At 67.6% G+C, this 19,687-nt stretch carries 31 protein-coding genes; 30 read left to right on the top strand and 1 reads right to left on the bottom strand.

All coding sequences use genetic code 11. From position 1 onward, the window contains the following. The first annotated feature begins 9 nt into the window (after positions 1–9). The 28 genes from rplB to truA all read left to right on the top strand — a co-directional run bounded on the left by rplB (position 10) and on the right by truA (position 16,465). Complete coding sequence (gene rplB, locus AB0G04_RS17255; protein ID WP_093618759.1) at positions 10–849, top strand: 50S ribosomal protein L2; 840 nt, start codon at positions 10–12, stop codon at positions 847–849. Positions 850–862: 13 nt separating this feature from the next. Continuing rightward, on the top strand, positions 863–1,144 hold the full coding sequence (gene rpsS / locus AB0G04_RS17250; protein WP_014687760.1) for a 30S ribosomal protein S19: 282 nt from the start codon (positions 863–865) through the stop codon (positions 1,142–1,144). 37 nt (positions 1,145–1,181) lie between these two features. Beyond that, positions 1,182–1,625 carry a 50S ribosomal protein L22 gene (gene rplV, locus AB0G04_RS17245; RefSeq protein WP_360983080.1) on the top strand — a complete coding sequence of 148 codons (444 nt, stop codon included), beginning with the start codon at positions 1,182–1,184 and terminating at the stop codon, positions 1,623–1,625. Next, the gene (gene rpsC / locus AB0G04_RS17240; protein ID WP_360983078.1) at positions 1,625–2,485 is read left to right on the top strand and encodes a 30S ribosomal protein S3; all 861 of its coding nucleotides are present in this window, start codon (positions 1,625–1,627) and stop codon (positions 2,483–2,485) included. Before rplV ends, rpsC begins: the two co-directional genes overlap by 1 nt. A gap of 3 nt (positions 2,486–2,488) precedes the next feature. Continuing rightward, positions 2,489–2,914: a 50S ribosomal protein L16 gene (gene rplP, locus AB0G04_RS17235; RefSeq protein WP_014440729.1), complete on the top strand. Its 426-nt coding sequence runs from the start codon at positions 2,489–2,491 to the stop codon at positions 2,912–2,914. Further along, entirely contained in the window at positions 2,914–3,147 is a 234-nt protein-coding gene (gene rpmC / locus AB0G04_RS17230; RefSeq protein ID WP_183222837.1) for a 50S ribosomal protein L29, read from the top strand. The genes rplP and rpmC overlap by 1 nt, the downstream gene beginning before the upstream one ends. Next, complete coding sequence (gene rpsQ / locus AB0G04_RS17225) at positions 3,144–3,416, top strand: 30S ribosomal protein S17 (protein ID WP_092548791.1); 273 nt, start codon at positions 3,144–3,146, stop codon at positions 3,414–3,416. Before rpmC ends, rpsQ begins: the two co-directional genes overlap by 4 nt. 93 nt (positions 3,417–3,509) lie before the next feature. Then, complete coding sequence (gene rplN, locus AB0G04_RS17220; protein ID WP_007465279.1) at positions 3,510–3,878, top strand: 50S ribosomal protein L14; 369 nt, start codon at positions 3,510–3,512, stop codon at positions 3,876–3,878. After that, positions 3,875–4,198, top strand: a complete 324-nt coding sequence (gene rplX, locus AB0G04_RS17215) for a 50S ribosomal protein L24 (protein ID WP_360983344.1) — start codon at positions 3,875–3,877, stop codon at positions 4,196–4,198. The genes rplN and rplX overlap by 4 nt, the downstream gene beginning before the upstream one ends. Next, a complete protein-coding gene (rplE, locus tag AB0G04_RS17210) occupies positions 4,195–4,764 on the top strand; it encodes a 50S ribosomal protein L5 (protein WP_360983075.1) in 570 nt (189 codons plus the stop codon). Before rplX ends, rplE begins: the two co-directional genes overlap by 4 nt. A gap of 2 nt (positions 4,765–4,766) precedes the next feature. Then, positions 4,767–4,952 (top strand): type Z 30S ribosomal protein S14, encoded by a 186-nt coding sequence (locus tag AB0G04_RS17205; RefSeq protein WP_015619005.1) that lies wholly within the window; start codon positions 4,767–4,769, stop codon positions 4,950–4,952. Positions 4,953–5,070: 118 nt separating this feature from the next. Then, on the top strand, positions 5,071–5,478 hold the full coding sequence (gene rpsH / locus AB0G04_RS17200; RefSeq protein ID WP_014440735.1) for a 30S ribosomal protein S8: 408 nt from the start codon (positions 5,071–5,073) through the stop codon (positions 5,476–5,478). A 14-nt stretch (positions 5,479–5,492) separates the two neighbouring features. Beyond that, positions 5,493–6,032, top strand: a complete 540-nt coding sequence (gene rplF, locus AB0G04_RS17195) for a 50S ribosomal protein L6 (RefSeq protein ID WP_360983073.1) — start codon at positions 5,493–5,495, stop codon at positions 6,030–6,032. An 8-nt stretch (positions 6,033–6,040) separates the two neighbouring features. Further along, the gene (rplR, locus tag AB0G04_RS17190; RefSeq protein WP_360983342.1) at positions 6,041–6,424 is read left to right on the top strand and encodes a 50S ribosomal protein L18; all 384 of its coding nucleotides are present in this window, start codon (positions 6,041–6,043) and stop codon (positions 6,422–6,424) included. Between the two features lie 13 nt (positions 6,425–6,437). Further along, positions 6,438–7,061: a 30S ribosomal protein S5 gene (gene rpsE, locus AB0G04_RS17185; RefSeq protein WP_043531072.1), complete on the top strand. Its 624-nt coding sequence runs from the start codon at positions 6,438–6,440 to the stop codon at positions 7,059–7,061. After that, positions 7,061–7,243, top strand: a complete 183-nt coding sequence (gene rpmD / locus AB0G04_RS17180) for a 50S ribosomal protein L30 (RefSeq protein WP_043531070.1) — start codon at positions 7,061–7,063, stop codon at positions 7,241–7,243. Before rpsE ends, rpmD begins: the two co-directional genes overlap by 1 nt. Continuing rightward, complete coding sequence (rplO, locus tag AB0G04_RS17175; RefSeq protein ID WP_360983070.1) at positions 7,243–7,692, top strand: 50S ribosomal protein L15; 450 nt, start codon at positions 7,243–7,245, stop codon at positions 7,690–7,692. Before rpmD ends, rplO begins: the two co-directional genes overlap by 1 nt. A gap of 464 nt (positions 7,693–8,156) precedes the next feature. Further along, positions 8,157–9,497 carry a preprotein translocase subunit SecY gene (secY, locus tag AB0G04_RS17170; RefSeq protein ID WP_360983340.1) on the top strand — a complete coding sequence of 447 codons (1,341 nt, stop codon included), beginning with the start codon at positions 8,157–8,159 and terminating at the stop codon, positions 9,495–9,497. 74 nt (positions 9,498–9,571) lie between these two features. Next, positions 9,572–10,225 carry an adenylate kinase gene (locus AB0G04_RS17165; RefSeq protein ID WP_360983068.1) on the top strand — a complete coding sequence of 218 codons (654 nt, stop codon included), beginning with the start codon at positions 9,572–9,574 and terminating at the stop codon, positions 10,223–10,225. A gap of 84 nt (positions 10,226–10,309) precedes the next feature. Beyond that, on the top strand, positions 10,310–11,143 hold the full coding sequence (gene map / locus AB0G04_RS17160) for a type I methionyl aminopeptidase (protein ID WP_360983066.1): 834 nt from the start codon (positions 10,310–10,312) through the stop codon (positions 11,141–11,143). A gap of 679 nt (positions 11,144–11,822) precedes the next feature. Beyond that, positions 11,823–12,044 carry a translation initiation factor IF-1 gene (gene infA, locus AB0G04_RS17155; protein ID WP_018347787.1) on the top strand — a complete coding sequence of 74 codons (222 nt, stop codon included), beginning with the start codon at positions 11,823–11,825 and terminating at the stop codon, positions 12,042–12,044. 56 nt (positions 12,045–12,100) lie between these two features. Beyond that, positions 12,101–12,217, top strand: a complete 117-nt coding sequence (gene rpmJ, locus AB0G04_RS17150) for a 50S ribosomal protein L36 (RefSeq protein WP_014440745.1) — start codon at positions 12,101–12,103, stop codon at positions 12,215–12,217. 151 nt (positions 12,218–12,368) lie between these two features. Next, the gene (gene rpsM / locus AB0G04_RS17145) at positions 12,369–12,749 is read left to right on the top strand and encodes a 30S ribosomal protein S13 (RefSeq protein ID WP_106315544.1); all 381 of its coding nucleotides are present in this window, start codon (positions 12,369–12,371) and stop codon (positions 12,747–12,749) included. 17 nt (positions 12,750–12,766) lie between these two features. Next, complete coding sequence (gene rpsK, locus AB0G04_RS17140; RefSeq protein WP_014440747.1) at positions 12,767–13,174, top strand: 30S ribosomal protein S11; 408 nt, start codon at positions 12,767–12,769, stop codon at positions 13,172–13,174. A gap of 13 nt (positions 13,175–13,187) precedes the next feature. Beyond that, positions 13,188–13,814: a 30S ribosomal protein S4 gene (rpsD, locus tag AB0G04_RS17135; RefSeq protein WP_093618744.1), complete on the top strand. Its 627-nt coding sequence runs from the start codon at positions 13,188–13,190 to the stop codon at positions 13,812–13,814. 94 nt (positions 13,815–13,908) lie between these two features. Beyond that, entirely contained in the window at positions 13,909–14,931 is a 1,023-nt protein-coding gene (locus tag AB0G04_RS17130; protein ID WP_093618743.1) for a DNA-directed RNA polymerase subunit alpha, read from the top strand. A gap of 36 nt (positions 14,932–14,967) precedes the next feature. Further along, positions 14,968–15,567 (top strand): 50S ribosomal protein L17, encoded by a 600-nt coding sequence (gene rplQ / locus AB0G04_RS17125; RefSeq protein WP_360983063.1) that lies wholly within the window; start codon positions 14,968–14,970, stop codon positions 15,565–15,567. 82 nt (positions 15,568–15,649) lie between these two features. Beyond that, positions 15,650–16,465, top strand: coding sequence for a tRNA pseudouridine(38-40) synthase TruA (gene truA / locus AB0G04_RS17120; RefSeq protein WP_360983061.1), 816 nt, complete (start codon positions 15,650–15,652; stop codon positions 16,463–16,465). A gap of 70 nt (positions 16,466–16,535) precedes the next feature. Here the strand turns inward: truA and AB0G04_RS17115 are convergent, their stop codons facing one another. After that, complete coding sequence (locus AB0G04_RS17115) at positions 16,536–17,297, bottom strand: hypothetical protein (protein ID WP_360983059.1); 762 nt, start codon at positions 17,295–17,297, stop codon at positions 16,536–16,538. Positions 17,298–17,392: 95 nt separating this feature from the next. Here AB0G04_RS17115 and AB0G04_RS17110 point away from each other — a divergent pair, with 95 nt between their 5' ends. Next, on the top strand, positions 17,393–18,010 hold the full coding sequence (locus tag AB0G04_RS17110) for a methyltransferase (RefSeq protein ID WP_360983057.1): 618 nt from the start codon (positions 17,393–17,395) through the stop codon (positions 18,008–18,010). 28 nt (positions 18,011–18,038) lie between these two features. Continuing rightward, positions 18,039–19,685: an ATP-binding cassette domain-containing protein gene (locus AB0G04_RS17105; protein ID WP_360983055.1), complete on the top strand. Its 1,647-nt coding sequence runs from the start codon at positions 18,039–18,041 to the stop codon at positions 19,683–19,685. The last annotated feature ends 2 nt before the right edge of the window (positions 19,686–19,687 follow it).

Here is a 19,687-nt window from a genome sequence, read left to right as displayed (position 1 = left end):
TTGTGAATCATGGCAATCCGTAAGTACAAGCCGACCACGCCGGGCCGTCGCGGCTCGAGCGTCGCCGACTTCGCCGAGATCACCCGGTCGACTCCGGAGAAGTCTCTGCTGGTACCGCTGCCCAAGAAGGGTGGTCGCAACGTCCACGGCCGCATCACCACGCGGCACCAGGGCGGTGGCCACAAGCGTCAGTACCGGCTCATCGACTTCAAGCGGAACGACAAGGACGGCGTGCCGGCCAAGGTCGCTCACATCGAGTACGACCCCAACCGCACCTCGCGCATCGCTCTGCTGCACTACGCCGACGGTGAGAAGCGCTACATCCTCGCGCCGAAGGACCTGAAGCAGGGCGACCGCGTCGAGTCGGGCGTGGGCGCGGACATCAAGCCGGGGAACAACCTTCCCCTGCGCAACATCCCGGTCGGTACGACGGTCCACGGTGTGGAGCTTCGTCCCGGCGGTGGTGCCAAGCTGGCCCGCTCGGCCGGCGTCGGTATCCAGCTGCTCGGCCGTGAGGGTGCCTACGCCACGCTGCGTATGCCCTCCGGTGAAATCCGTCGTGTCGACATCCGCTGCCGCGCGACGGTCGGCGAGATCGGCAACGCCGAGCAGTCGAACATCAACTGGGGTAAAGCCGGCCGTATGCGGTGGAAGGGCAAGCGCCCGACCGTCCGTGGTGTCGCCATGAACCCTGTCGACCACCCGCACGGTGGTGGTGAGGGTAAGACCTCCGGTGGTCGTCACCCGGTCAACCCGGCTGGTAAGCCGGAGGGCCGTACCCGCCGCAAGGGCCAGGAGAGCGACAAGCTGATCGTTCGCCGCCGCTACGCCACCCGCAAGCGCGGGTAACGGGAGTTAAAAGATGCCTCGCAGCCTGAAGAAGGGCCCGTTCGTCGACGACCACCTGCTCAAGAAGGTGGAAGTTCAGAACGAGAAGAACTCGAAGAACGTCATCAAGACCTGGTCGCGCCGCTCGACGATCATCCCGGACATGCTTGGGCACACGATCGCCGTGCACGACGGCCGCAAGCACGTCCCGGTCTTCGTCACCGAGGCGATGGTCGGGCACAAGCTCGGCGAGTTCGCTCTGACCCGTACGTTCAAGGGTCACGAGAAGGACGACCGCAAGAGCCGTCGTCGCTAAGCAGATTCACGTATCAGAGGAATTAGGAGCTACAGCGATGCCAGTTAAGGGCGACGCTCCGGTGCTTCCGGGCGCGCGGGCGGTTGCGCGACACGTGCGCATCTCGCCGAACAAGGCGCGCCGGGTGATCAACCTCGTTCGTGGTCTGCCCGCGAAGGAGGCGCTGGTCGTTCTGCAGTTCGCGCCGCAGGGTGCCAGCGAGCCGGTTTACAAGGTGCTTGCCAGCGCGATCGCGAACGCTGAGAACAACGAGCGGCTCGACCCCGACGCCCTGCTCGTGAGCGAGGCGTACGTCGACGAGGGCCCGACGCTCAAGCGGTTCCGTCCGCGGGCGCAGGGCCGGGCGTACCGGATCCGCAAGCGCACCAGCCACATCACCATCGCGGTCGAGGCGGTCCAGACGGCCCGCCCGGCGAAGAAGGCAACGGCCAAGAAGGCCGCGCCGAAGGCCGAGTCCCAGAGCACGGAGGGTGCCGAGTAATGGGTCAGAAGGTTCACCCCACCGGGTTCCGTCTCGGCATCTCCACCGACTGGAAGAGCCGCTGGTTCGCGGACAAGCTCTACAAGGACTACATCGGCGAGGACGTCAAGATCCGCCGCATGATGTCCAAGGGCCTCGAGCGCGCCGGCATCTCCAAGGTGGACATCGAGCGGACCCGTGACCGGGTACGTGTCGACATCCACACCGCCCGGCCGGGCATCGTCATCGGCCGTAAGGGCGCGGAGGCCGACCGGATCCGTGGCGAGCTCGAGAAGCTCACCGGCAAGCAGGTCCAGCTGAACATCCTCGAGGTGAAGAGCCCCGAGTCGGACGCTCAGCTGGTCGCGCAGGGCGTCGCGGAGCAGCTGTCCTCCCGGGTCAGCTTCCGCCGCGCGATGCGCAAGGCCATGCAGTCGGCCATGAAGAACCCGATCTGCAAGGGCATCCGTGTGCAGGTCTCCGGCCGTCTCGGCGGCGCGGAGATGAGCCGCACGGAGTTCTACCGTGAGGGTCGCGTTCCGCTGCACACGCTGCGCGCCAACATCGAGTACGGCTTCTTCGAGGCCCGTACCACGTTCGGCCGTATCGGTGTGAAGGTCTGGATCTACAAGGGCGACGCCGTTCCGGGTCGTGAGGCCGTCGCTGAGGCGCCCGCGCGTCCGCGGCGTGACCGTGCCGAGCGCCCCGAGCGCCCGCGCCGTGGCCGTTCCGGTTCGTCCGGCACGACCGCGGGCGGCACCGAGGCCGGCCGTGCAGCGGCCGCTCAGGCCCGGGGTGGCGACACTCCGGCCGGCGAGAACCTGAACGACGCCGCGGTTGCCGCGGCTCCGGCTCCGGCCGAGACGCAGCAGGAGGGCTGACACATGCTGATGCCGCGTAAGCCCCCAAAGGGCTTCCGTAAGCCGCATCACCCGGACCGCAGTGGCGCGTCCAAGGGCGGCAACCGGGTCGTCTTCGGCGAGTTCGGTATCCAGGCTCTGGAACCGGCCTACGTGACGAACCGGCAGATCGAGTCGGCACGTATCGCCATGACCCGTCACATCAAGCGTGGCGGCAAGGTCTGGATCTCGATCTTCCCGGACCAGGCGCTGACCAAGAAGCCGGCCGAGACCCGCATGGGTTCCGGTAAGGGTTCTCCCGAGTGGTGGGTGGCGAACGTCAAGCCGGGTCGGATTCTCTTCGAGATGTCCTTCCCGAACGAGACGGTCGCGCGTGAGGCGATGCGCCGCGCGATCCACAAGCTCCCGATGAAGTGCCGCATCGTGACACGCGAAGTGGGTGAAAGCTGATGGCAGCGGGCGTTAAGGCAGCCGAGCTCCGCGAGCTTCCTGAAGAGGAGCTGGTCGCGAAGCTGCGGGAGGCCAAGGCGGAGCTGTTCAACCTTCGTGTGCAGCGTGCGACCGGGCAGCTCGACAATCACCGTCGGCTCCAGGTCGTCCGCAAGGACATCGCGAAGATCTACACGATCATGCGTGAGCGTGAGCTTGGGCTCTCGGTCGCGCCGGATGAGGTGACGGCATGAGTGAGAACACCACCGCTCCGCGCGCACAGCGCAAGGTGCGTGACGGTCTCGTGGTCAGCGACAAGATGGACAAGACCGTCGTTGTCGAGGTCGAGGACCGCGTCAAGCACGCCCTGTACGGCAAGGTCATTCGCCGTACGCGGAAGCTGAAGGTGCACGACGAGCAGAATGCTGCGGGCGTCGGCGACCGGGTTTCGATCATGGAGACCCGTCCGCTCTCCGCCACCAAGCGGTGGCGCATCGTGGAGATCCTCGAAAAGGCCAAGTGAGTGCGCTGGGCCGGTGAGAGCCGGCCCAGCGGACCATCGTTCCGCCAAGCTTCGGGTTGTTTCCCGGAGAACTGGCAGACATAGGAGACAGACGTGATCCAGCAGGAGTCGCGACTGCGCGTCGCCGACAACACGGGTGCCCGGGAGATCCTGTGCATCCGCGTACTCGGCGGTTCCGGTCGCCGTTACGCGAGCATCGGCGACGTCATCGTGGCCACCGTCAAGGACGCCATCCCCGGTGCCGGTGTGAAGAAGGGCGACGTCGTCAAGGCGGTCGTCGTCCGCACCGCGAAGGAGCGGCGTCGCCCGGACGGCTCGTACATCCGCTTCGACGAGAACGCCGCCGTCATCATCAAGGACGGCGGGGACCCCCGCGGCACCCGCATCTTCGGCCCGGTCGGGCGCGAGCTGCGCGACAAGCGGTTCATGAAGATCATCAGCCTGGCGCCGGAGGTGCTCTGACCGTGAAGATCAAGAAGGGCGACACGGTCGTCGTCATCGCCGGTAAGGACAAGGGCGCCAAGGGCAAGGTCATCGCGGCCTACCCGACGCGGGACAAGGTCCTGGTCGAGGGCGTCAACCGCGTCAAGAAGCACGAGCGCATCCGCACCAACCAGCGCGGCTCGAAGACCGGTGGCATCATCACCCAGGAAGCCCCGATCCACATCTCGAACGTGCAGGTCGTGGACAGCGAGGGCAAGCCGACCCGTATCGGCTACAAGATCGACGAGAACGGCAACAAGGTCCGGATCGCGCGTACGACCGGTAAGGAACTGTCATGACTGCCGCCACCGAGGCCAAGGCGCTGCCTCGTCTCAAGCAGAAGTACCGCTCCGAGGTCGTGCCGGCCATCCAGGAGCAGTTCAAGTACGGCAACCCCATGCAGACCCCCGGTCTTGTCAAGATCGTGGTGAACATGGGTGTCGGCGAGGCTGCCCGGGACGCCAAGCTCATCGACGGTGCGGTCCGTGACCTGACCACGATCACCGGTCAGAAGCCGCTGGTCCGCCGGGCGACCAAGTCCATCGCGCAGTTCAAGCTGCGTGAGGGCATGCCGATCGGCGCGAAGGTCACCCTCCGGGGCGACCGGATGTGGGAGTTCCTGGACCGGCTGCTGTCGATCTCGCTGCCCCGTATCCGTGACTTCCGCGGTCTGGACGGCCGGAAGCTCGACGGCCACGGCAACTACACCTTCGGTCTGACCGAGCAGTCGGTGTTCCACGAGATCGACCAGGACCGGATCGATCGCCCGCGGGGCATGGACATCACCGTGGTCACGACTGCCACGACCGACGACGAGGGCCGGGCGCTGCTGAAGCTCCTGGGCTTCCCGTTCAAGGAGAACTGAGCATGGCTAAGAAGGCGCTGATCATCAAGGCGGCCGCGAAGCCCAAGTTCGCCGTGCGTGCCTACACCCGCTGCCAGAGGTGCGGTCGCCCGCACTCGGTTTACCGCAAGTTCGGCCTGTGCCGCGTCTGCGTGCGGGACATGGCCCACCGCGGTGAGCTTCCCGGCGTGTCCAAGGCCTCCTGGTAACTTCCGCCCTCGGCCCGCCCACGTCGGCGGGCCACCAGGCGGACCCGAATGTAATGCCGCTTCGCCGTAGGCCTGGGCACTGCTCGGGAACCCCGGCGAGAAAGGTTGACGAATACCCATGACGATGACGGACCCGATCGCAGACATGCTGACGCGTCTGCGCAACGCCAACCAGGCGTACCACGACAAGGTGACCATGCCGTACTCGAAGATCAAGGCGAACATCGCCGAGGTCCTCAAGGCAGAGGGTTACATCGCGTCGTGGACGTCTGAGGAGCCCGAGGAGGGCGCGGTCGGCAAGCGTCTGGTCGTTGAGCTCAAGTACGGCCAGAACCGCGAGCGCAGCCTCGCCGGCATCAAGCGCGTCTCGAAGCCCGGCCTGCGGGTTTACGCCAAGTCCGACGAGCTGCCCCGCGTGCTCGGTGGTCTCGGTGTCGCGATCATTTCGACGTCCCAGGGACTGCTGACCGACAAGCAGGCCCGCAAGCGGAGCGTTGGCGGGGAAGTCCTCGCCTTCGTCTGGTAACTGGAGACTTAGACATGTCGCGAATCGGACGTAAGTCGATCCCGGTCCCGGCCGGCGTCGACGTCACCATCACGGGGCAGACCGTCAAGGTCAAGGGCCCCAAGGGCGAACTCTCGCACACCGTCGCCGAGCCGATCACGGTCTCGCAGGACGGCGGCGAGCTGGTCGTCAACCGCCCCAACGACGAGCGCCGGGCCAAGGAACTCCACGGCCTCTCTCGTACCCTGGTCGCCAACATGATCGTCGGCGTCACCGAGGGCTACAAGAAGACGCTCGAGATCAACGGCACCGGTTACCGCGTGACCGCCAAGGGCAAGGACCTCGAGTTCGCCCTCGGCTTCTCGCACCCGGTTCTGGTCCCGGCCCCGGCGGGCATCACGTTCTCCGTCGAGAAGCCGACCCAGTTCACCGTCGCCGGTATCGACAAGCAGCTGGTGGGTGAGATCTCCGCGAACATTCGCAAGATCCGTCCGCCGGAGCCCTACAAGGGCAAGGGTGTCAAGTACCAGGGCGAGGTCATCCGCCGCAAGGCTGGAAAGGCAGGTAAGAAGTGACCGCCACGCTGCTCAAGCGCCGCAACGGCGGCGGGCCCGCCGCCAAGCGTGCCGTTGGCAAGGCGCGTCGGCACTTCCGGGTCCGCAAGAACGTCCGTGGTACGGCCGAGCGTCCCCGCCTGGTCGTCACCCGATCCTCGCGGCACATCACCGCGCAGATCATCGACGACCTCAAGGGTCACACGCTGGCTTCCGCCTCGACTCTCGACTCCTCGATCCGGGGTGGCGAGGGCGACAAGAGCGCCCAGGCCGGCAAGGTCGGCGCTCTGCTCGGCGAGCGGGCGAAGGCCGCGGGGATTTCCAAGGTCGTCTTCGACCGGGGTGGCAACAAGTACGCGGGCCGGATTGCCGCGCTCGCGGACGCCGCTCGCGAAGCCGGACTCGAGTTCTAGGAGGAATTGACCAATGCCTGGTCAGCAGCGCCGAGGCGGCGGGTCCGGCGGTAACACCGAGGGTGGCAACCGCAGGGACAACCGTCGCGAGGGCGGCCGCGGTAACGCGCCCGTCGAGAAGACCCCCCATCTGGAGCGGGTCGTCGCGATCAACCGTGTCGCGAAGGTCGTCAAGGGTGGTCGTCGCTTCAGCTTCACCGCCCTGGTGATCGTCGGCGACGGTGACGGCACCGTCGGCATCGGCTACGGAAAGGCCAAGGAGGTGCCCGCGGCGATCGCCAAGGGCGTCGAGGAGGCCAAGAAGCACTTCTTCAAGGTTCCGCGGATCGGCGCGACCATCCCGCACCCCATCACGGGTGAGGCGGCGGCCGGCGTCGTGCTGCTCAAGCCGGCCTCCGCCGGTACCGGCGTCATCGCCGGCGGCCCGGTGCGTGCCGTGCTGGAGTGCGCGGGTATCCACGACATCCTGTCGAAGAGCCTCGGCTCGTCGAACCCGATCAACATCGTGCACGCGACCGTGGCCGCTCTGAAGGGCCTCGAGTCGCCGGAGGCCGTCGCCAAGCGTCGCGGTCTTCCGGTCGAGGACGTGGCGCCGGCGGCCATGCTGGCAGCGCGTGCGGAAGCGGCGGTGCACTGATGGCACGCTTGAAGGTCACCCAGATCCGGTCCGGTATCGGCCGTAAGCAGAACCAGCGGGACTCCCTGCGGTCGCTCGGCCTGAAGCGGATCAACGATGTGGTGGTCAAGGAGGACCGTCCCGAGATTCGGGGCATGATCTTCGCGGTGAACCACCTCGTCACTGTCGAGGAGGTCGAGTAATGGCGATCAAGGTTCACCACCTGCGTCCGGCGCCCGGTGCCAAGACCGCGAAGACCCGTGTGGGTCGCGGTGAGGGCTCCAAGGGCAAGACCGCCGGTCGCGGTACCAAGGGCACCGGCGCCCGGAAGAACACCCCGGCGTCGTTCGAGGGTGGGCAGATGCCTATCCACATGCGACTGCCGAAGGTGAAGGGTCTGGGCAACCGGCCCCGCAACAAGGTCGTCTTCCAGGTCGTCAACCTGGACCGGCTCGCCGACCTGTTCCCGAACGGCGGCGAGATCGGCCCGGCGGAGCTGGTCGAGGCCGGCGCGGTCCGCAAGGGTCAGCCGGTCAAGGTGCTGGGCTCGGGCGAGCTGGGCGGCGTTTCGCTGACCATCTCGGCCCACGCGTTCAGCGAGTCGGCCAAGGAGAAGATTGCTGCCGCCGGTGGTTCCGTCACCGAGCTGTAGCGAGTGATCGCGGCGAGAGGCCGCGGCGCCGGGTGTTCCCGGGGCCGCGGCCTCTTCCGTTGTCACGGTTACGGAAACGGCCCTGTGCGCCGCGTGAGGCCTTGATCGCGCTGCGGACGGGCCGCAACCCAGGGGCGGGCGGCAAAACGCGGTGACGGCGGTCTCAGGCGCCCTGACGCCGCTTGACCTACGGAGAGAGTGGTTCTCCTCGATGGAAGCGGGCTGTGTTCCGGCCCGTGACGTAGGGTGGGACAGGCATTCCGATCGACGCGCAACCAACCGGTTCAGCCATGAAGCCGGACAGTTGTGTTGTACTGGGACATCGGCCCGTGCGATGCCGGTGGTTGCGCTCTCGGCCTTGCTGATACAGTGCTCCGCTGGCGGCCTCTATGGCTGTCCAATGATGTGTGCCCGATTTTCGGGGATACCGCAACCAGAGTGTGGCGACCACGCAGGAGGATCAGTTGTTGTCCGCCTTCACGAGTGCGCTTCGGACGCCTGACCTGCGGAAGAAGATACTCTTCACGGTAGCGATCGTTGGGATCTACCGTCTCGGTGCCACATTGCCCAGTCCCGGCGTCTCCTACGCCAACGTACGGGCATGTCTCAAGCTGACCGAGTCGGCCAACAACGACCTTCTCAATCTGCTCAACCTGTTCTCCGGCGGCGCGCTGCTCCAGCTCTCCGTGTTCGCGCTGGGCATCATGCCGTACATCACGGCGTCGATCATCCTGCAGCTGCTCACCGTGGTCATCCCACGTCTCGAGCAGCTCCGCAAGGAGGGCCAGTCCGGCCAGGCGAAGATCACGCAGTACACCCGGTACCTGACCCTCGGCCTGGCGGTTCTGCAGGCGTCGGCGTTCGTGGCACTGGCCCGCACCGGTCAGCTCTTCAACGGCCTGTGCGACCAGAACGACCCGACGTACCAGATCATCCCCGAGAACACCGGCATCCCGATGTGGCTCACCCTGACCATCCTCGTGATGACGATGACGGCCGGTACCGGTGTGGTCATGTGGCTCGGCGAGCTGATCACCGACCGCGGCGTCGGCAACGGCATGTCGGTCCTGATCTTCACCTCGATCGCCGCCCGCCTCCCGGGTGAAGGCTGGAGCATCAAGGAGTCGACCAGCACCGGCAAGTTCCTCCTGGTGATCGGCCTGGTCGTGGTCATCATCGCGCTGGTGGTCTTCATCGAGCAGGCCCAGCGGCGCATCCCGGTCCAGTACGCCAAGCGTATGATCGGCCGGCGGATGTACGGCGGCACCTCCACCTACATCCCGCTGAAGGTGAACCAGGCGGGTGTCGTCCCGGTCATCTTCGCCTCGTCGCTGCTCTACCTGCCGCAGCTGTACCTGCAGTTCTTCGACAAGAACAAGCTGACGGACTACCAGATCTGGATCCAGAACTACCTGGCCGACCCGGTCAGCCCGTTCTACATCGGCGTGATGTTCCTCCTGATCATCTTCTTCACGTACTTCTACGTGTCCATCACGTTCAACCCGACCGAGGTCGCGGAGAACATGAAGAAGTACGGTGGTTTCGTCCCGGGTATCCGTCCCGGCAAGCCGACCGCGGACTACCTGGACTTCATCCTCAGCCGAATCACGCTCCCGGGGGCGCTGTACCTTGGCCTGATCTCGGTCCTGCCGAACTTCTTCTTCATCTGGCTCGACCAGAGCTCCTACCAGAACTTCCCGTTCGGTGGTGTCGCGGTGCTCATCATGGTCGGTGTGGGTCTGGAGACGGTGAAGCAGATCGAGAGCCAACTCATGCAGCGGAACTACGAAGGGTTCCTCCGGTAGTGGGTACGCGGAGCCGGGTGGCTCTGGCGTCGACGGTGGGCGTGGTTTCTCAGGACCGAAGCGAGGCGATGTAGGTGCGGCTGGTACTGGTGGGCCCTCCGGGGGCCGGCAAGGGGACCCAGGCTGAGTTCATCGCCGCCCATCTCGCCGTACCGAAGATCTCGACCGGTGACATCTTCCGGGCGAACGTGTCGCAGGGCACGCCGCTCGGGGTCGAGGCCAAGCGCTACATGGACGCCGGACAGCTCGTCCCGGACGAGGTGACCATCAACATGGTCCGGGACCGGCTCGCCGAGCCGGATGCCGGTGACGGCTTCCTGCTCGACGGTTTCCCGCGTACCGTGCCGCAGGCTTCGGCCCTGGACAAGCTCCTGGCCGACCTGGGTACGGCACTGGACCTGGTGATGGAACTCGTGGTCGACGACGACGAGGTCATCCGCCGGCTCTCCGGGCGGCGCACCTGCCGTGGCTGCGGCAAGATCTGGCACGTCGAGTTCGACCCGACGAGCAAGCCGGACACCTGCGACCGCTGCGGCAGCGAGCTGTTCCAGCGCGACGACGACAAGGCCGAGACGATCGCCAACCGCCTGGTGGAGTACGCGGACAAGACCGCGCCACTTGTCGACTTCTACGGCGCTCAGGGCAAGCTGGTGGGCATCGACGCCACCGGCCCGGTCGAGGACGTCACGGTCCGTGCGATCGACGCGCTGCGTTCCTACGGCGGCTGAGACCGCCCCACAGATTGACCGACGCCGCCCCGGGAGACCCCGGGGCGGCGGCATGTTGAGACTGAGAGAGTTAGGCTCACCGCCATGCGCCGCCACGAGCTGAAGATTCAGCTGAAGACGCCCGAGCAGATCGAGAAGATGCGGGCGGCCGGCCTGGTCGTCGCCGCCGCTCTGGACGCGATGCGCGCGGCGGTCGCCCCGGGCGTCTCCACCGCCGATCTCGACGCCATCGCCGAGAAGGTGATCCGGGACGCCGGCGCGGTCCCGTCGTTCAAGGGCTACCACGGTTTCCCCGCGTCGATCTGCGCCTCCGTCAACGAGCAGGTGGTGCACGGCATCCCGGGCACCGAGCAGGTTCTCCGGGAAGGTGACCTGATCTCACTGGACTGCGGCGCGGTTCTGGACGGCTGGCACGGCGACTCGGCGATCACGGTCGGGGTGGGCGAGACCGACCCGGCGCTGCTGAAGATGGCCGAGGTGGCCGAGGACGCGATGTGGGCCGGGATCGCTGCCGCGGCGCGGGGTGTGGCGAACGGGCGTGGCCGGTTGACCGACATCTCGTTCAACATCGAGAAGGCCATCCGGAAGGCCGGGCGGTACGGGATCGTCGACGGTTACGGTGGCCACGGCATCGGCACCGAGATGCATCAGGACCCGCACGTGCTCAACCACGGCAAGCCGGGTCGCGGTATCAAGCTCGAGGTCGGTCTGGCGCTGGCCATCGAGCCGATGATCACGATGGGCTCGCCGCGCACCGCGGAACTCGAGGACGGCTGGACCGTGGTGACCCGGGACGGCTCGCGGGCCGCCCACGTGGAACACACGATGGCGTTGCTGGCCGACGGGGTGTGGGTCACCACTGCTCCGGACGGCGGCCGGGCGCGTCTCGGCGAGCTGGTCACCGCCCGGCAGCCATAGACGGCGGCTGCGTCCCCCGGGATGCCGTCACCGCATGGCGTACGGGGGCATCTGAGGGCCTGCCGGCGGGATCCGGTGGCCACAGGCGGGAGTTGAGACGCGGGCCGGCTGTGCTCGTCTGGCGGGCGCCTCTCACGACGCGGTTCCGGATGGCCGCGGCTCCTGTCGCGACGCGGTTCCGGTCGGCCGCGGGCTCCTGGCACGACGCAGTGCCGGCCGGCGGCGGGTGCCGCGCGATGCAGGTCCAGTCGGCCGCGGCGGGCGAACCGGCGGGGGCCTCCCGTGGGCGTACCCGCCAGCGTTGTTGTCTGTGCCCTGGTGTGGATGATCGAGTAGTTTCCGGCTCTGGCGACCTCACTGCCAGGGCCGGACCGGCTGTTGATCACGGTGGTGCGGGCTCTTCCGGTGCACTTCAGAGACCGGGGCGAACGAGGCCACTGGGGCGGATATGGTCGAGAGGCCCGGCAGCGAACACGCCCGACAGCGGGTTACGGAACCCTCGGTTTGGCGTCGCTGTTACGGGCGCGTAGACTGGCTCGCTGGCGCGTAGCGTCCACTCCTTCATGTCCTCAAGCGCTTCGAGGACCGGTTGGAGCCGCGGCTGGTTCGGGTCTTGTCGGGCCCGGATGTGACGTTGCGCAAGCCTGCCCCAAGAACCCGATGTCAGGTAGCGGAGGACATGCCAAAGAAAGACGGAGCCATCGAGATCGAAGGCCGTGTGATCGAGCCACTGCCGAACGCTATGTTCCGCGTTGAGCTCGCCAATGGTCACAGGGTCCTGGCACACATCTCCGGGAAGATGCGCCAGCACTACATCCGCATCCTTCCCGAGGACAGGGTCGTCGTCGAGTTGTCGCCGTACGACCTTACCCGTGGGCGCATCGTCTACCGCTACAAGTAACTGCCGGGGTCGCCGGGGTTATCCACATCCCGTCTGACTGAGAGTTAAGGCAAACCGTGAAGGTCAAGCCGAGCGTCAAGCGGATCTGCAACAACTGCCGGGTCATCCGGCGGCACGGCCGGGTCATGGTCATCTGCTCGACCGACCCGCGCCACAAGCAGCGCCAGGGCTGAGTCCGCGCGCAAGATCCGCACCACTGAACAAGCTCGTCCCGGCCGTGGGTGACCACGGCTGTACCCCCGGTCGGAGGCCGGGGCCCGCCTGGGCAGGTGGGATGGGACGGGCACAGACCTCCGAGATCACGAACGAGGAGAAAGCCCAGTAATGGCTCGTCTCGTCGGCGTCGATCTTCCCCGCGAAAAGCGGTTGGAGATCGCGCTCACTTACATCTTCGGCATCGGTCGTACCCGTGCCGTCGAGACATTGACTGCTACCGCGATTGACCTGAACAAGCGCGCCAAGGACCTCACGGAAGAGGAGCTGGTCCAGCTCCGCGACTACATCGAGGCCAACTTCAAGGTTGAGGGCGACCTGCGCCGCGAGGTCGCTGCGGACATCCGCCGCAAGGTTGAGATCGGCTGCTACGCCGGCATCCGCCACCGCAAGGGCCTGCCCGTGCGTGGACAGCGGACCCGGACCAACGCGCGTACCCGTAAGGGTCCGAAGCGCACGGTCGCCGGTAAGAAGAAGCCCGGTCGGAAGTAATAGGAGCGCACTGACTTATGCCACCGAAGGCACGCGCTGGGGCCGCAGTAAAGAAGGTCCGGCGCAAGGAACGCAAGAACGTCGCCCACGGGCAGGCGCACATCAAGAGCACCTTCAACAACACCATCGTGTCGATCACCGACCCGACCGGTGCTGTGATCTCCTGGGCCTCCTCCGGCCAGGTGGGCTTCAAGGGCTCCCGCAAGTCGACCCCGTTCGCCGCGCAGCTCGCTGCCGAGGCGGCCGCCCGTCGTGCCATGGAGCACGGCATGCGCAAGGTCGACGTGTTCGTCAAGGGTCCGGGCTCCGGCCGGGAAACCGCCATCCGTTCGCTGCAGGCCGCCGGCCTCGAGGTCGGGCAGATCTCCGACGTCACGCCGCAGCCGCACAACGGTTGCCGTCCGCCGAAGCGCCGCCGGGTCTGAGGGAGATATAGACATGGCTCGTTACACAGGTGCGGACTGCAAGCGCTGCCGCCGCGAGAAGATGAAGCTGTTCCTCAAGGGAAGCAAGTGCGACGGGCCGAAGTGCCCGTTCGAGTCGCGTCCCTTCCCGCCCGGCCAGCACGGCCGTGGCCGGACCAAGGAGACCGAGTACCTGCTCCAGCACCGCGAGAAGCAGAAGGCCCGCCGCGTGTACGGCGTGCTCGAGAAGCAGTTCCGCGGTTACTACGAGGAGGCTGTCACCAAGCCCGGCAAGACCGGTGAGGTGCTGCTGCAGATCCTCGAGTCGCGTCTCGACAACGTCGTCTACCGGGCCGGCTACGCCGCTTCCCGTGACGCCGCCCGGCAGCTGGTCAAGCACGGCCACTTCCTGGTCAACGGCGTCAAGGTCGACATCCCGTCGTACCGCGTCCGGGACAAGGACATCGTCACGCTCCGGGAGAAGTCGAAGGAGCTCACGCCCTTCGTCGTCGCCCAGGCGCAGGCCGGCTCCAAGCCGGTTCCGGCGTGGCTGGAGCCCATCCCCAGCGAGATGAAGATCCTGATCCACTCGCTCCCGGCCCGCGCTGTCATCGACACGCAGGTCCAGGAGCAGCTGATCGTCGAGCTCTACTCCAAGTAGCGCTCTTTCGAGGTGCCGGCCTTCTGGCCGGCACCTCGAAGCAGAACAGAGACGGCCATCAAATAGCGGGTGGCCCGACAGAAAGAAGAACAGCGTGCTCATCAGCCAGCGGCCGACCCTCTCGGAGGAGTCGCTCAGCGAGACCCGCTCCCGGTTCACCATCGAACCTCTGGAGCCCGGCTTCGGTTACACCCTCGGTAACTCACTGCGGCGGACCCTGCTCTCGTCCATCCCGGGCGCGGCGGTCACCAGCATCAAGATCGACGGCGTGCTGCACGAGTTCACCACGATCCCCGGTGTCAAGGAGGACGTGGTCGAGCTGGTCATGAACGTCAAGGAACTGACCGTCAGCTCGGAGCACGACGAGCCGGTCAGCATGTACCTGCGCAAGCAGGGCCCGGGCGACGTGACCGCCGGGGACATCCAGCCGCCGGCCGGTGTCTCCGTGCACAACCCGGATCTGAAGCTGGCGACGCTGAACAGCAAGGGCCGGCTCGACATGGAGCTGACCGTCGAGCGCGGTCGTGGCTACGTCACCGCGGCGCAGAACAAGAACGCCGGCGCCGAGATCGGCCGTATCCCGGTCGACTCGATCTACTCGCCGGTGCTCAAGGTCACCTACCGCGTCGAGGCGACCCGTGTCGAGCAGCGTACCGACTTCGACCGCCTGATCATCGACGTCGAGTCGAAGGCGTCGATCTCCCCGCGGACCGCGCTGGCCTCGGCCGGCTCGACCCTCGTCGAACTCTTCGGCCTCTGCCGTGAGCTGGACGAGACCGCTGAGGGCATCGACATCGGCCCGTCGCCGCAGGACGCGCAGCTCGCTGCCGACCTGGCCCTGCCGATCGAGGAGCTGGACCTCACCGTCCGGTCGTACAACTGCCTCAAGCGCGAGGGCATCAACAGCGTGGGCGAGTTGATAGGGCGTACGGAGGCTGACCTTCTGGACATCCGGAACTTCGGCCAGAAGTCGATCGACGAGGTCAAGATGAAGCTCGCCGGAATGGGCCTGGGCCTGAAGGACAGCGCGCCGTCCTTCGACCCCGCGCACGTGGTCGACTCGTTCGGCGACGTGGACTACGACACCGACGACTACCGCGAGACCGAGCAGCTCTAATAGCTCGGCTGCGCCTTTAATCAAGGAGCATCTGAAATGCCCACGCCCACCAAGGGTGCCCGCCTCGGCGGCAGCCCGGCTCACGAGAAGCTCATCCTGGCCAACCTGGCCACCGAGCTCTTCCGGCACGGGAAGATCAAGACCACCGAGTCGAAGGCCAAGCGGCTCCGCCCGCTGGCTGAGCAGCTCGTCACGAAGGCCAAGCGCGGCGACCTGCACGCCCGTCGCCGGGTGCTGGCCACCGTGAAGGACAAGGACGTCGTGTACGCCCTGTTCGAGCAGATCGCTCCGCGGTTCGCGAACCGTCCCGGCGGTTACACCCGGATCACCAAGATCGGCCCGCGCAAGGGTGACGCCGCTCCGATGGCCGTCATCGAGCTGGTCGAGGAGCTGCAGGTCGCGGCCACCACCGGCCCGTCCAAGGAGGCCCGCAAGGCCGCCGCGCAGCAGGCCAAGGTCGAGGCGCTCGCGCCCGAGGACGACGCCCCCGCCAGCACCACCATCGCGGACGACGCCCCGGCCGGCACCACCGCCGCGGACGACGTCCAGGACGACCAGGACGCCGAGGCTCCGGTCAGCGCCTCCGGTGACAAGCCCGGCGACAAGGCCGAGGGCGAAGACACCGACAAGGCCTGATCCTCACGGCTGGAACACACATCGGGCGGGGCCCGGCATCCTTCGGGGTGCCGGGCCCCACTCATCTTGAGAGAGCATGCGGATGACGGACACCATTCGGCTTCGCCTGGACGTGTCGTACGACGGCGCCGACTTCTCCGGCTGGGCGGCTCAGCCGTCCCGCCGTACCGTCGCCGGGGTCTTGATCGAAGCTTTCGCCCGCCTCGTCGGCGCCGGCACTCCGCTCGGGCTGACCGTGGCCGGACGGACCGATGCCGGAGTGCACGCCACGGGACAGGTCTGCCACGTCGACCTGCCGGTCGAGCGCTGGGCCGAACTGGAGGACTCGCTCCTGCGGCGGCTCGCCGCCGTGATGCCGCCGGACGCCCGGGTGCGGAGCGTGGTCCCGGTGCCGGACACCTTCGACGCGCGGTTCTCGGCGACGTTCCGCCGGTACGAGTACCGGGTCTCGGACCGTCCGTGGGGGCCCGAGCCGCTACGCCGGCACGACACGCTCGGCTGGATGCGGCCGCTCGACCTGGACCGGTTGAACGCGGCCGCCGCCGGTCTGCTGGGGGAGCACGACTTCGCCGCGTTCTGCAAACGCAAGGAGCACGCGACCACGATCCGGGCGATCAACCGGCTGGACTGGCGGCGCGATTCCGACGGCGTGTGTGTGGCGACCGTGCAGGCCGACGCGTTCTGCCAGGCGATGGTGCGCAGCCTGGTCGGGGCGATGCTGACGGTCGGTGACGGGCGGCGCCCGCCGGAGTGGCCGGCGAAACTGCTCACCATGCGGGAGAGGTCCAGCGAGGTGATGGTCGCCGCGGCGCACGGTCTCACGCTGGTCGCGGTGGGCTATCCGGACGAGACCGAGTACGCGGCCCGCGCCGAGGCCACCCGCCGCCTCCGCGCCTGAAGAACCACCCCGGCTGGGCTCATCGCTGTCTCACGTCAGTGGGGACAGCGGTGAGGGCCGGCTGAGGGGTTCAGGACGCTCGGCGGATCAGGACCGTGTCGTGCAGGTGGGCGTCCAGTACTTCGCTGGTCAGCTGCTGGACGGCCGGGGTGTCGGCGGCCACCAGCTCACCGGACGGGCCGGTGATCACGCAGTACATGACGTAGTGGCCGCGGGTGCGCCACAGGACCGGGGTGCCCGGTCCGGTCTCGGTTCCGGCCATGTCGGCGAAACTGCCGTCGCCCGTCTCGACCAGATAGCGGACCTGGTCGCCGACCGATGTCGCGCTCGCCGTGTCGGGCAGGTTCAGCATCCCGGCGGTGATCCGGTAGTCGGCGTACGGAACCGTGAGGGAGGCCCGGACCGCCTGCGTGCACCCGTACCGCAGGAGGGTTGTGCGCAAGGCTCCGCCGGCGGCGAGGGAGCAGTCGGCGATGATGTCGGTCCCCGTCACCTGAAAGGCGGCGGAGCCGCCGGGGAAGACCTCGGCCTCGGTGAGCGGCGCCGGATCCACCGCCCGTGAGGCGATGCGCGCGTCGATCTGCGCGGACGCCAGCCGGGTGTGAGCGCGACGCTCGTCGGCGACGATGAGTACGCCGAGCATGACGACGATGCCGAGCACGATCAGGCTGGCCAGGCCGCGGGTGAACAGCTGGGCGATCACCGGCTCGCGGCGCAGGTGCCGCCGCGACGGGCGACGATGCTGACCGCGGGCACCGATCCGGATCAGCAGGAGGGGACCGCTCGCCGGCGCGGCGCGGTGAGCGGAGCGCATCGGGGTGGCGTACCGCATGCGCCCAAGCTAGGCGGGCACGCTGATCTATGAACGCACATGGTGTCCGCCACCCCGGCGTGTGCCCGGTCTCCCGCCGGCGGGAGACTTGGCAGGTGAGCGCCGACCATTACTTCACCGCCGAACCCGACGCGCCCCTGCGGCGCGGCGAGATCGAGTTCACCGTCGCCGGCCGGGACTACCGGCTGGCCGTCGCCTCCGGGGTCTTCTCGGCCGGCCGTCTCGACCCGGGCACGGCCGTGCTGCTGCGCAAGGGCGGGCTGCCCGGTGCCGCCGCCGAGGGCACCTTCCTGGACCTGGGTTGCGGGTACGGCCCGATCGCCTGCGTGCTGGCAAGCGAGGCGCCGCGGGTCACGGTGTACGCCGTCGACGTCAACGCGCGGGCCCGCGACCTGGCCACGGAGAACGCCGGACAGCTCGGCCTGGCGGATCGGGTGCTGGTGCGGTCGCCCGACGAGGTGCCGCAGGACGTCACCTTCACGGAGATCTGGAGCAACCCGCCCACCCACATCGGCAAGGCGGGACTGCACGGCCTGCTCGAGCACTGGCTGCAGCGCCTCGCACCCGGCGGTACGGCCTGGCTGGTGATCAACCGGCACCTCGGCGGTGATTCGCTGCACACCTGGCTCGTCGGGCTGGGGTGGAATGTCGAGCGGGTGGCCAGCCAGAAGGGTTTCCGGGTTCTGCGGGTCACCGGAAAATCGGCTGACTGAACCACCCCGTCACAGGGAGGATGCCGCCATGGGTTACGTGGATGTCGCCGGCGCCGGATTCGTGCTCCCGGACGGTAGGGAGCTTTTCTCCGACGTGTCGTTCCGCGTCGGCGAGGGGGCCAAGGTCGCCCTCGTCGGGCCGAACGGAGCCGGCAAGACCACGCTCATGCGCATGGTGGCCGGCGACCTGCCGATGCAGGACGGGACCATCGCCAGATCCGGCGGACTCGGTGTGATGCGCCAGTTCATCGGCATGATCGGCGACGATCGTACGCTCGAGGATCTCGCTCTGTCCCTGGTCTCCCCGACGCTTCGCGCGTCGGGCGATCGCCTGCGCAAGGCCACCGAAGCCCTCGACGAGACCGAGAAGAGCCAGATCGCCTACGCCAACGCCATCGCCAACTGGGGCGAGGTCGGTGGGTACGACGCCGAGGTGCTCTTCGACACGGTGACGGTGTCCATCCTCGGCAAGCCGTGGGAGGAGGCCAAGAGCCGGGTCGTGCGCACTCTCTCCGGCGGAGAGCAGAAACGGTTCGCCCTCGACCTGCTGCTCCGTGGCAACGACGAGGTGCTGCTGCTCGACGAGCCGGACAACTTCCTCGACGTCCCCGCCAAACGCTGGCTGGAGCAACGGCTCCGCGAGTCGAACAAGTCGGTGCTGTACGTCTCGCACGACCGGGAACTGCTCGCCGAGACCGCCGACCGGGTGGTGGCCGTCGAGGGCGGCAGTGCCTGGACCCATCCGGGCGGGTTCGCCTCCTGGCACGAGGCCCGGGTGAACCGGCACGAGCGGATGGAGGAACTCCGGCGCCGCTGGGACGAGGAGCACGAGAAGATCAAGGAACTGGTCTTCATGCTCAAGAACAAGGCGGCCTACAACGACGGCCTGGCCTCGCGATACCAGGCCGCGCAGACCCGGCTCCGCAAGTTCGAGGAGGCCGGTCCGCCGCCGCTGCCGCCCAAGGACCAGGCCGTCAGGATGAACCTGCGCGGCGGCCGCACCGGCAAGCGGTCGGTCATCTGCGAGCAGCTGGAACTCGAGAACCTGACATTCCCGTTCGACCTCGAGGTCTGGTACGGCGACCGGGTCGCGGTACTCGGCGCGAACGGCACCGGCAAGTCGCACTTCCTGCGCCTGCTCGCGGCCGGTGGCACCGACCCCGACCTGGAGCACAAGCCGGTCGACGGTGCCCCGCTCGCACGTGTGGCCCACGACGGCAAGGTCCGGCTCGGGGCACGGGTCCGGCCCGGTCACTTCTCGCAGACCCACGACCGGCCGGAGCTGGTGGAGAAGACTCTCGTCGAGATCCTCTGGCGGGGCGACGACCACCGATCGGGCATGGACCGGGCCGGTGCCATGAAGGCACTGAACCGCTACGAGCTGGCGGCCCAGGGCGACCAGCGGTTCGGGACCCTGTCCGGCGGGCAGCAGGCCCGGTTCCTGGTGCTGCTGCTGGAGCTGTCGGGGGCGACCATGCTGCTGCTCGACGAGCCGACCGACAACCTCGACCTGGCGTCGGCGGAGGCGCTCGAGGAGGGCCTGAAGGCGTTCGACGGCACCGTGATAGCGGTCACCCACGACCGCTGGTTCACCAGGTCCTTCGACCGCTTCGTGCTGTTCAGGAGCGACGGCGAGGTGGTCGAGGTGCCACAGCCGGTCTGGGACGTCCGCTAGAC

This window comes from Actinoplanes sp. NPDC023801, from assembly GCF_040639655.1.
In the GTDB taxonomy this organism is placed as follows: Bacteria; Actinomycetota; Actinomycetes; order Mycobacteriales; family Micromonosporaceae; genus Actinoplanes.
Note: the sequence above shows the minus strand (reverse complement) of the source record. Positions and strands in the feature narration are given on the sequence as shown.

Excerpts from the sequence above, each read along its gene's own strand:
- rplB (WP_093618759.1), top strand. The coding sequence starts at position 10 with ATGGCAATCCGTAAGTACAAGCCGACCACGCCGGGCCGTCGCGGCTCG.
- rpsS (WP_014687760.1), top strand. The coding sequence starts at position 863 with ATGCCTCGCAGCCTGAAGAAGGGCCCGTTCGTCGACGACCACCTGCTC.
- rplV (WP_360983080.1), top strand. The coding sequence starts at position 1,182 with ATGCCAGTTAAGGGCGACGCTCCGGTGCTTCCGGGCGCGCGGGCGGTT.
- rpsC (WP_360983078.1), top strand. The coding sequence starts at position 1,625 with ATGGGTCAGAAGGTTCACCCCACCGGGTTCCGTCTCGGCATCTCCACC.
- rplP (WP_014440729.1), top strand. The coding sequence starts at position 2,489 with ATGCTGATGCCGCGTAAGCCCCCAAAGGGCTTCCGTAAGCCGCATCAC.
- rpmC (WP_183222837.1), top strand. The coding sequence starts at position 2,914 with ATGGCAGCGGGCGTTAAGGCAGCCGAGCTCCGCGAGCTTCCTGAAGAG.
- rpsQ (WP_092548791.1), top strand. The coding sequence starts at position 3,144 with ATGAGTGAGAACACCACCGCTCCGCGCGCACAGCGCAAGGTGCGTGAC.
- rplE (WP_360983075.1), top strand. The coding sequence starts at position 4,195 with ATGACTGCCGCCACCGAGGCCAAGGCGCTGCCTCGTCTCAAGCAGAAG.
- AB0G04_RS17205 (WP_015619005.1), top strand. The coding sequence starts at position 4,767 with ATGGCTAAGAAGGCGCTGATCATCAAGGCGGCCGCGAAGCCCAAGTTC.
- rpsH (WP_014440735.1), top strand. The coding sequence starts at position 5,071 with ATGACGATGACGGACCCGATCGCAGACATGCTGACGCGTCTGCGCAAC.
- rplF (WP_360983073.1), top strand. The coding sequence starts at position 5,493 with ATGTCGCGAATCGGACGTAAGTCGATCCCGGTCCCGGCCGGCGTCGAC.
- rpsE (WP_043531072.1), top strand. The coding sequence starts at position 6,438 with ATGCCTGGTCAGCAGCGCCGAGGCGGCGGGTCCGGCGGTAACACCGAG.
- rpmD (WP_043531070.1), top strand. The coding sequence starts at position 7,061 with ATGGCACGCTTGAAGGTCACCCAGATCCGGTCCGGTATCGGCCGTAAG.
- rplO (WP_360983070.1), top strand. The coding sequence starts at position 7,243 with ATGGCGATCAAGGTTCACCACCTGCGTCCGGCGCCCGGTGCCAAGACC.
- map (WP_360983066.1), top strand. The coding sequence starts at position 10,310 with ATGCGCCGCCACGAGCTGAAGATTCAGCTGAAGACGCCCGAGCAGATC.
- infA (WP_018347787.1), top strand. The coding sequence starts at position 11,823 with ATGCCAAAGAAAGACGGAGCCATCGAGATCGAAGGCCGTGTGATCGAG.
- rpsM (WP_106315544.1), top strand. The coding sequence starts at position 12,369 with ATGGCTCGTCTCGTCGGCGTCGATCTTCCCCGCGAAAAGCGGTTGGAG.
- rpsK (WP_014440747.1), top strand. The coding sequence starts at position 12,767 with ATGCCACCGAAGGCACGCGCTGGGGCCGCAGTAAAGAAGGTCCGGCGC.
- rpsD (WP_093618744.1), top strand. The coding sequence starts at position 13,188 with ATGGCTCGTTACACAGGTGCGGACTGCAAGCGCTGCCGCCGCGAGAAG.
- rplQ (WP_360983063.1), top strand. The coding sequence starts at position 14,968 with ATGCCCACGCCCACCAAGGGTGCCCGCCTCGGCGGCAGCCCGGCTCAC.
- truA (WP_360983061.1), top strand. The coding sequence starts at position 15,650 with ATGACGGACACCATTCGGCTTCGCCTGGACGTGTCGTACGACGGCGCC.
- AB0G04_RS17115 (WP_360983059.1), bottom strand. The coding sequence starts at position 17,297 with ATGCGGTACGCCACCCCGATGCGCTCCGCTCACCGCGCCGCGCCGGCG.
- AB0G04_RS17105 (WP_360983055.1), top strand. The coding sequence starts at position 18,039 with ATGGGTTACGTGGATGTCGCCGGCGCCGGATTCGTGCTCCCGGACGGT.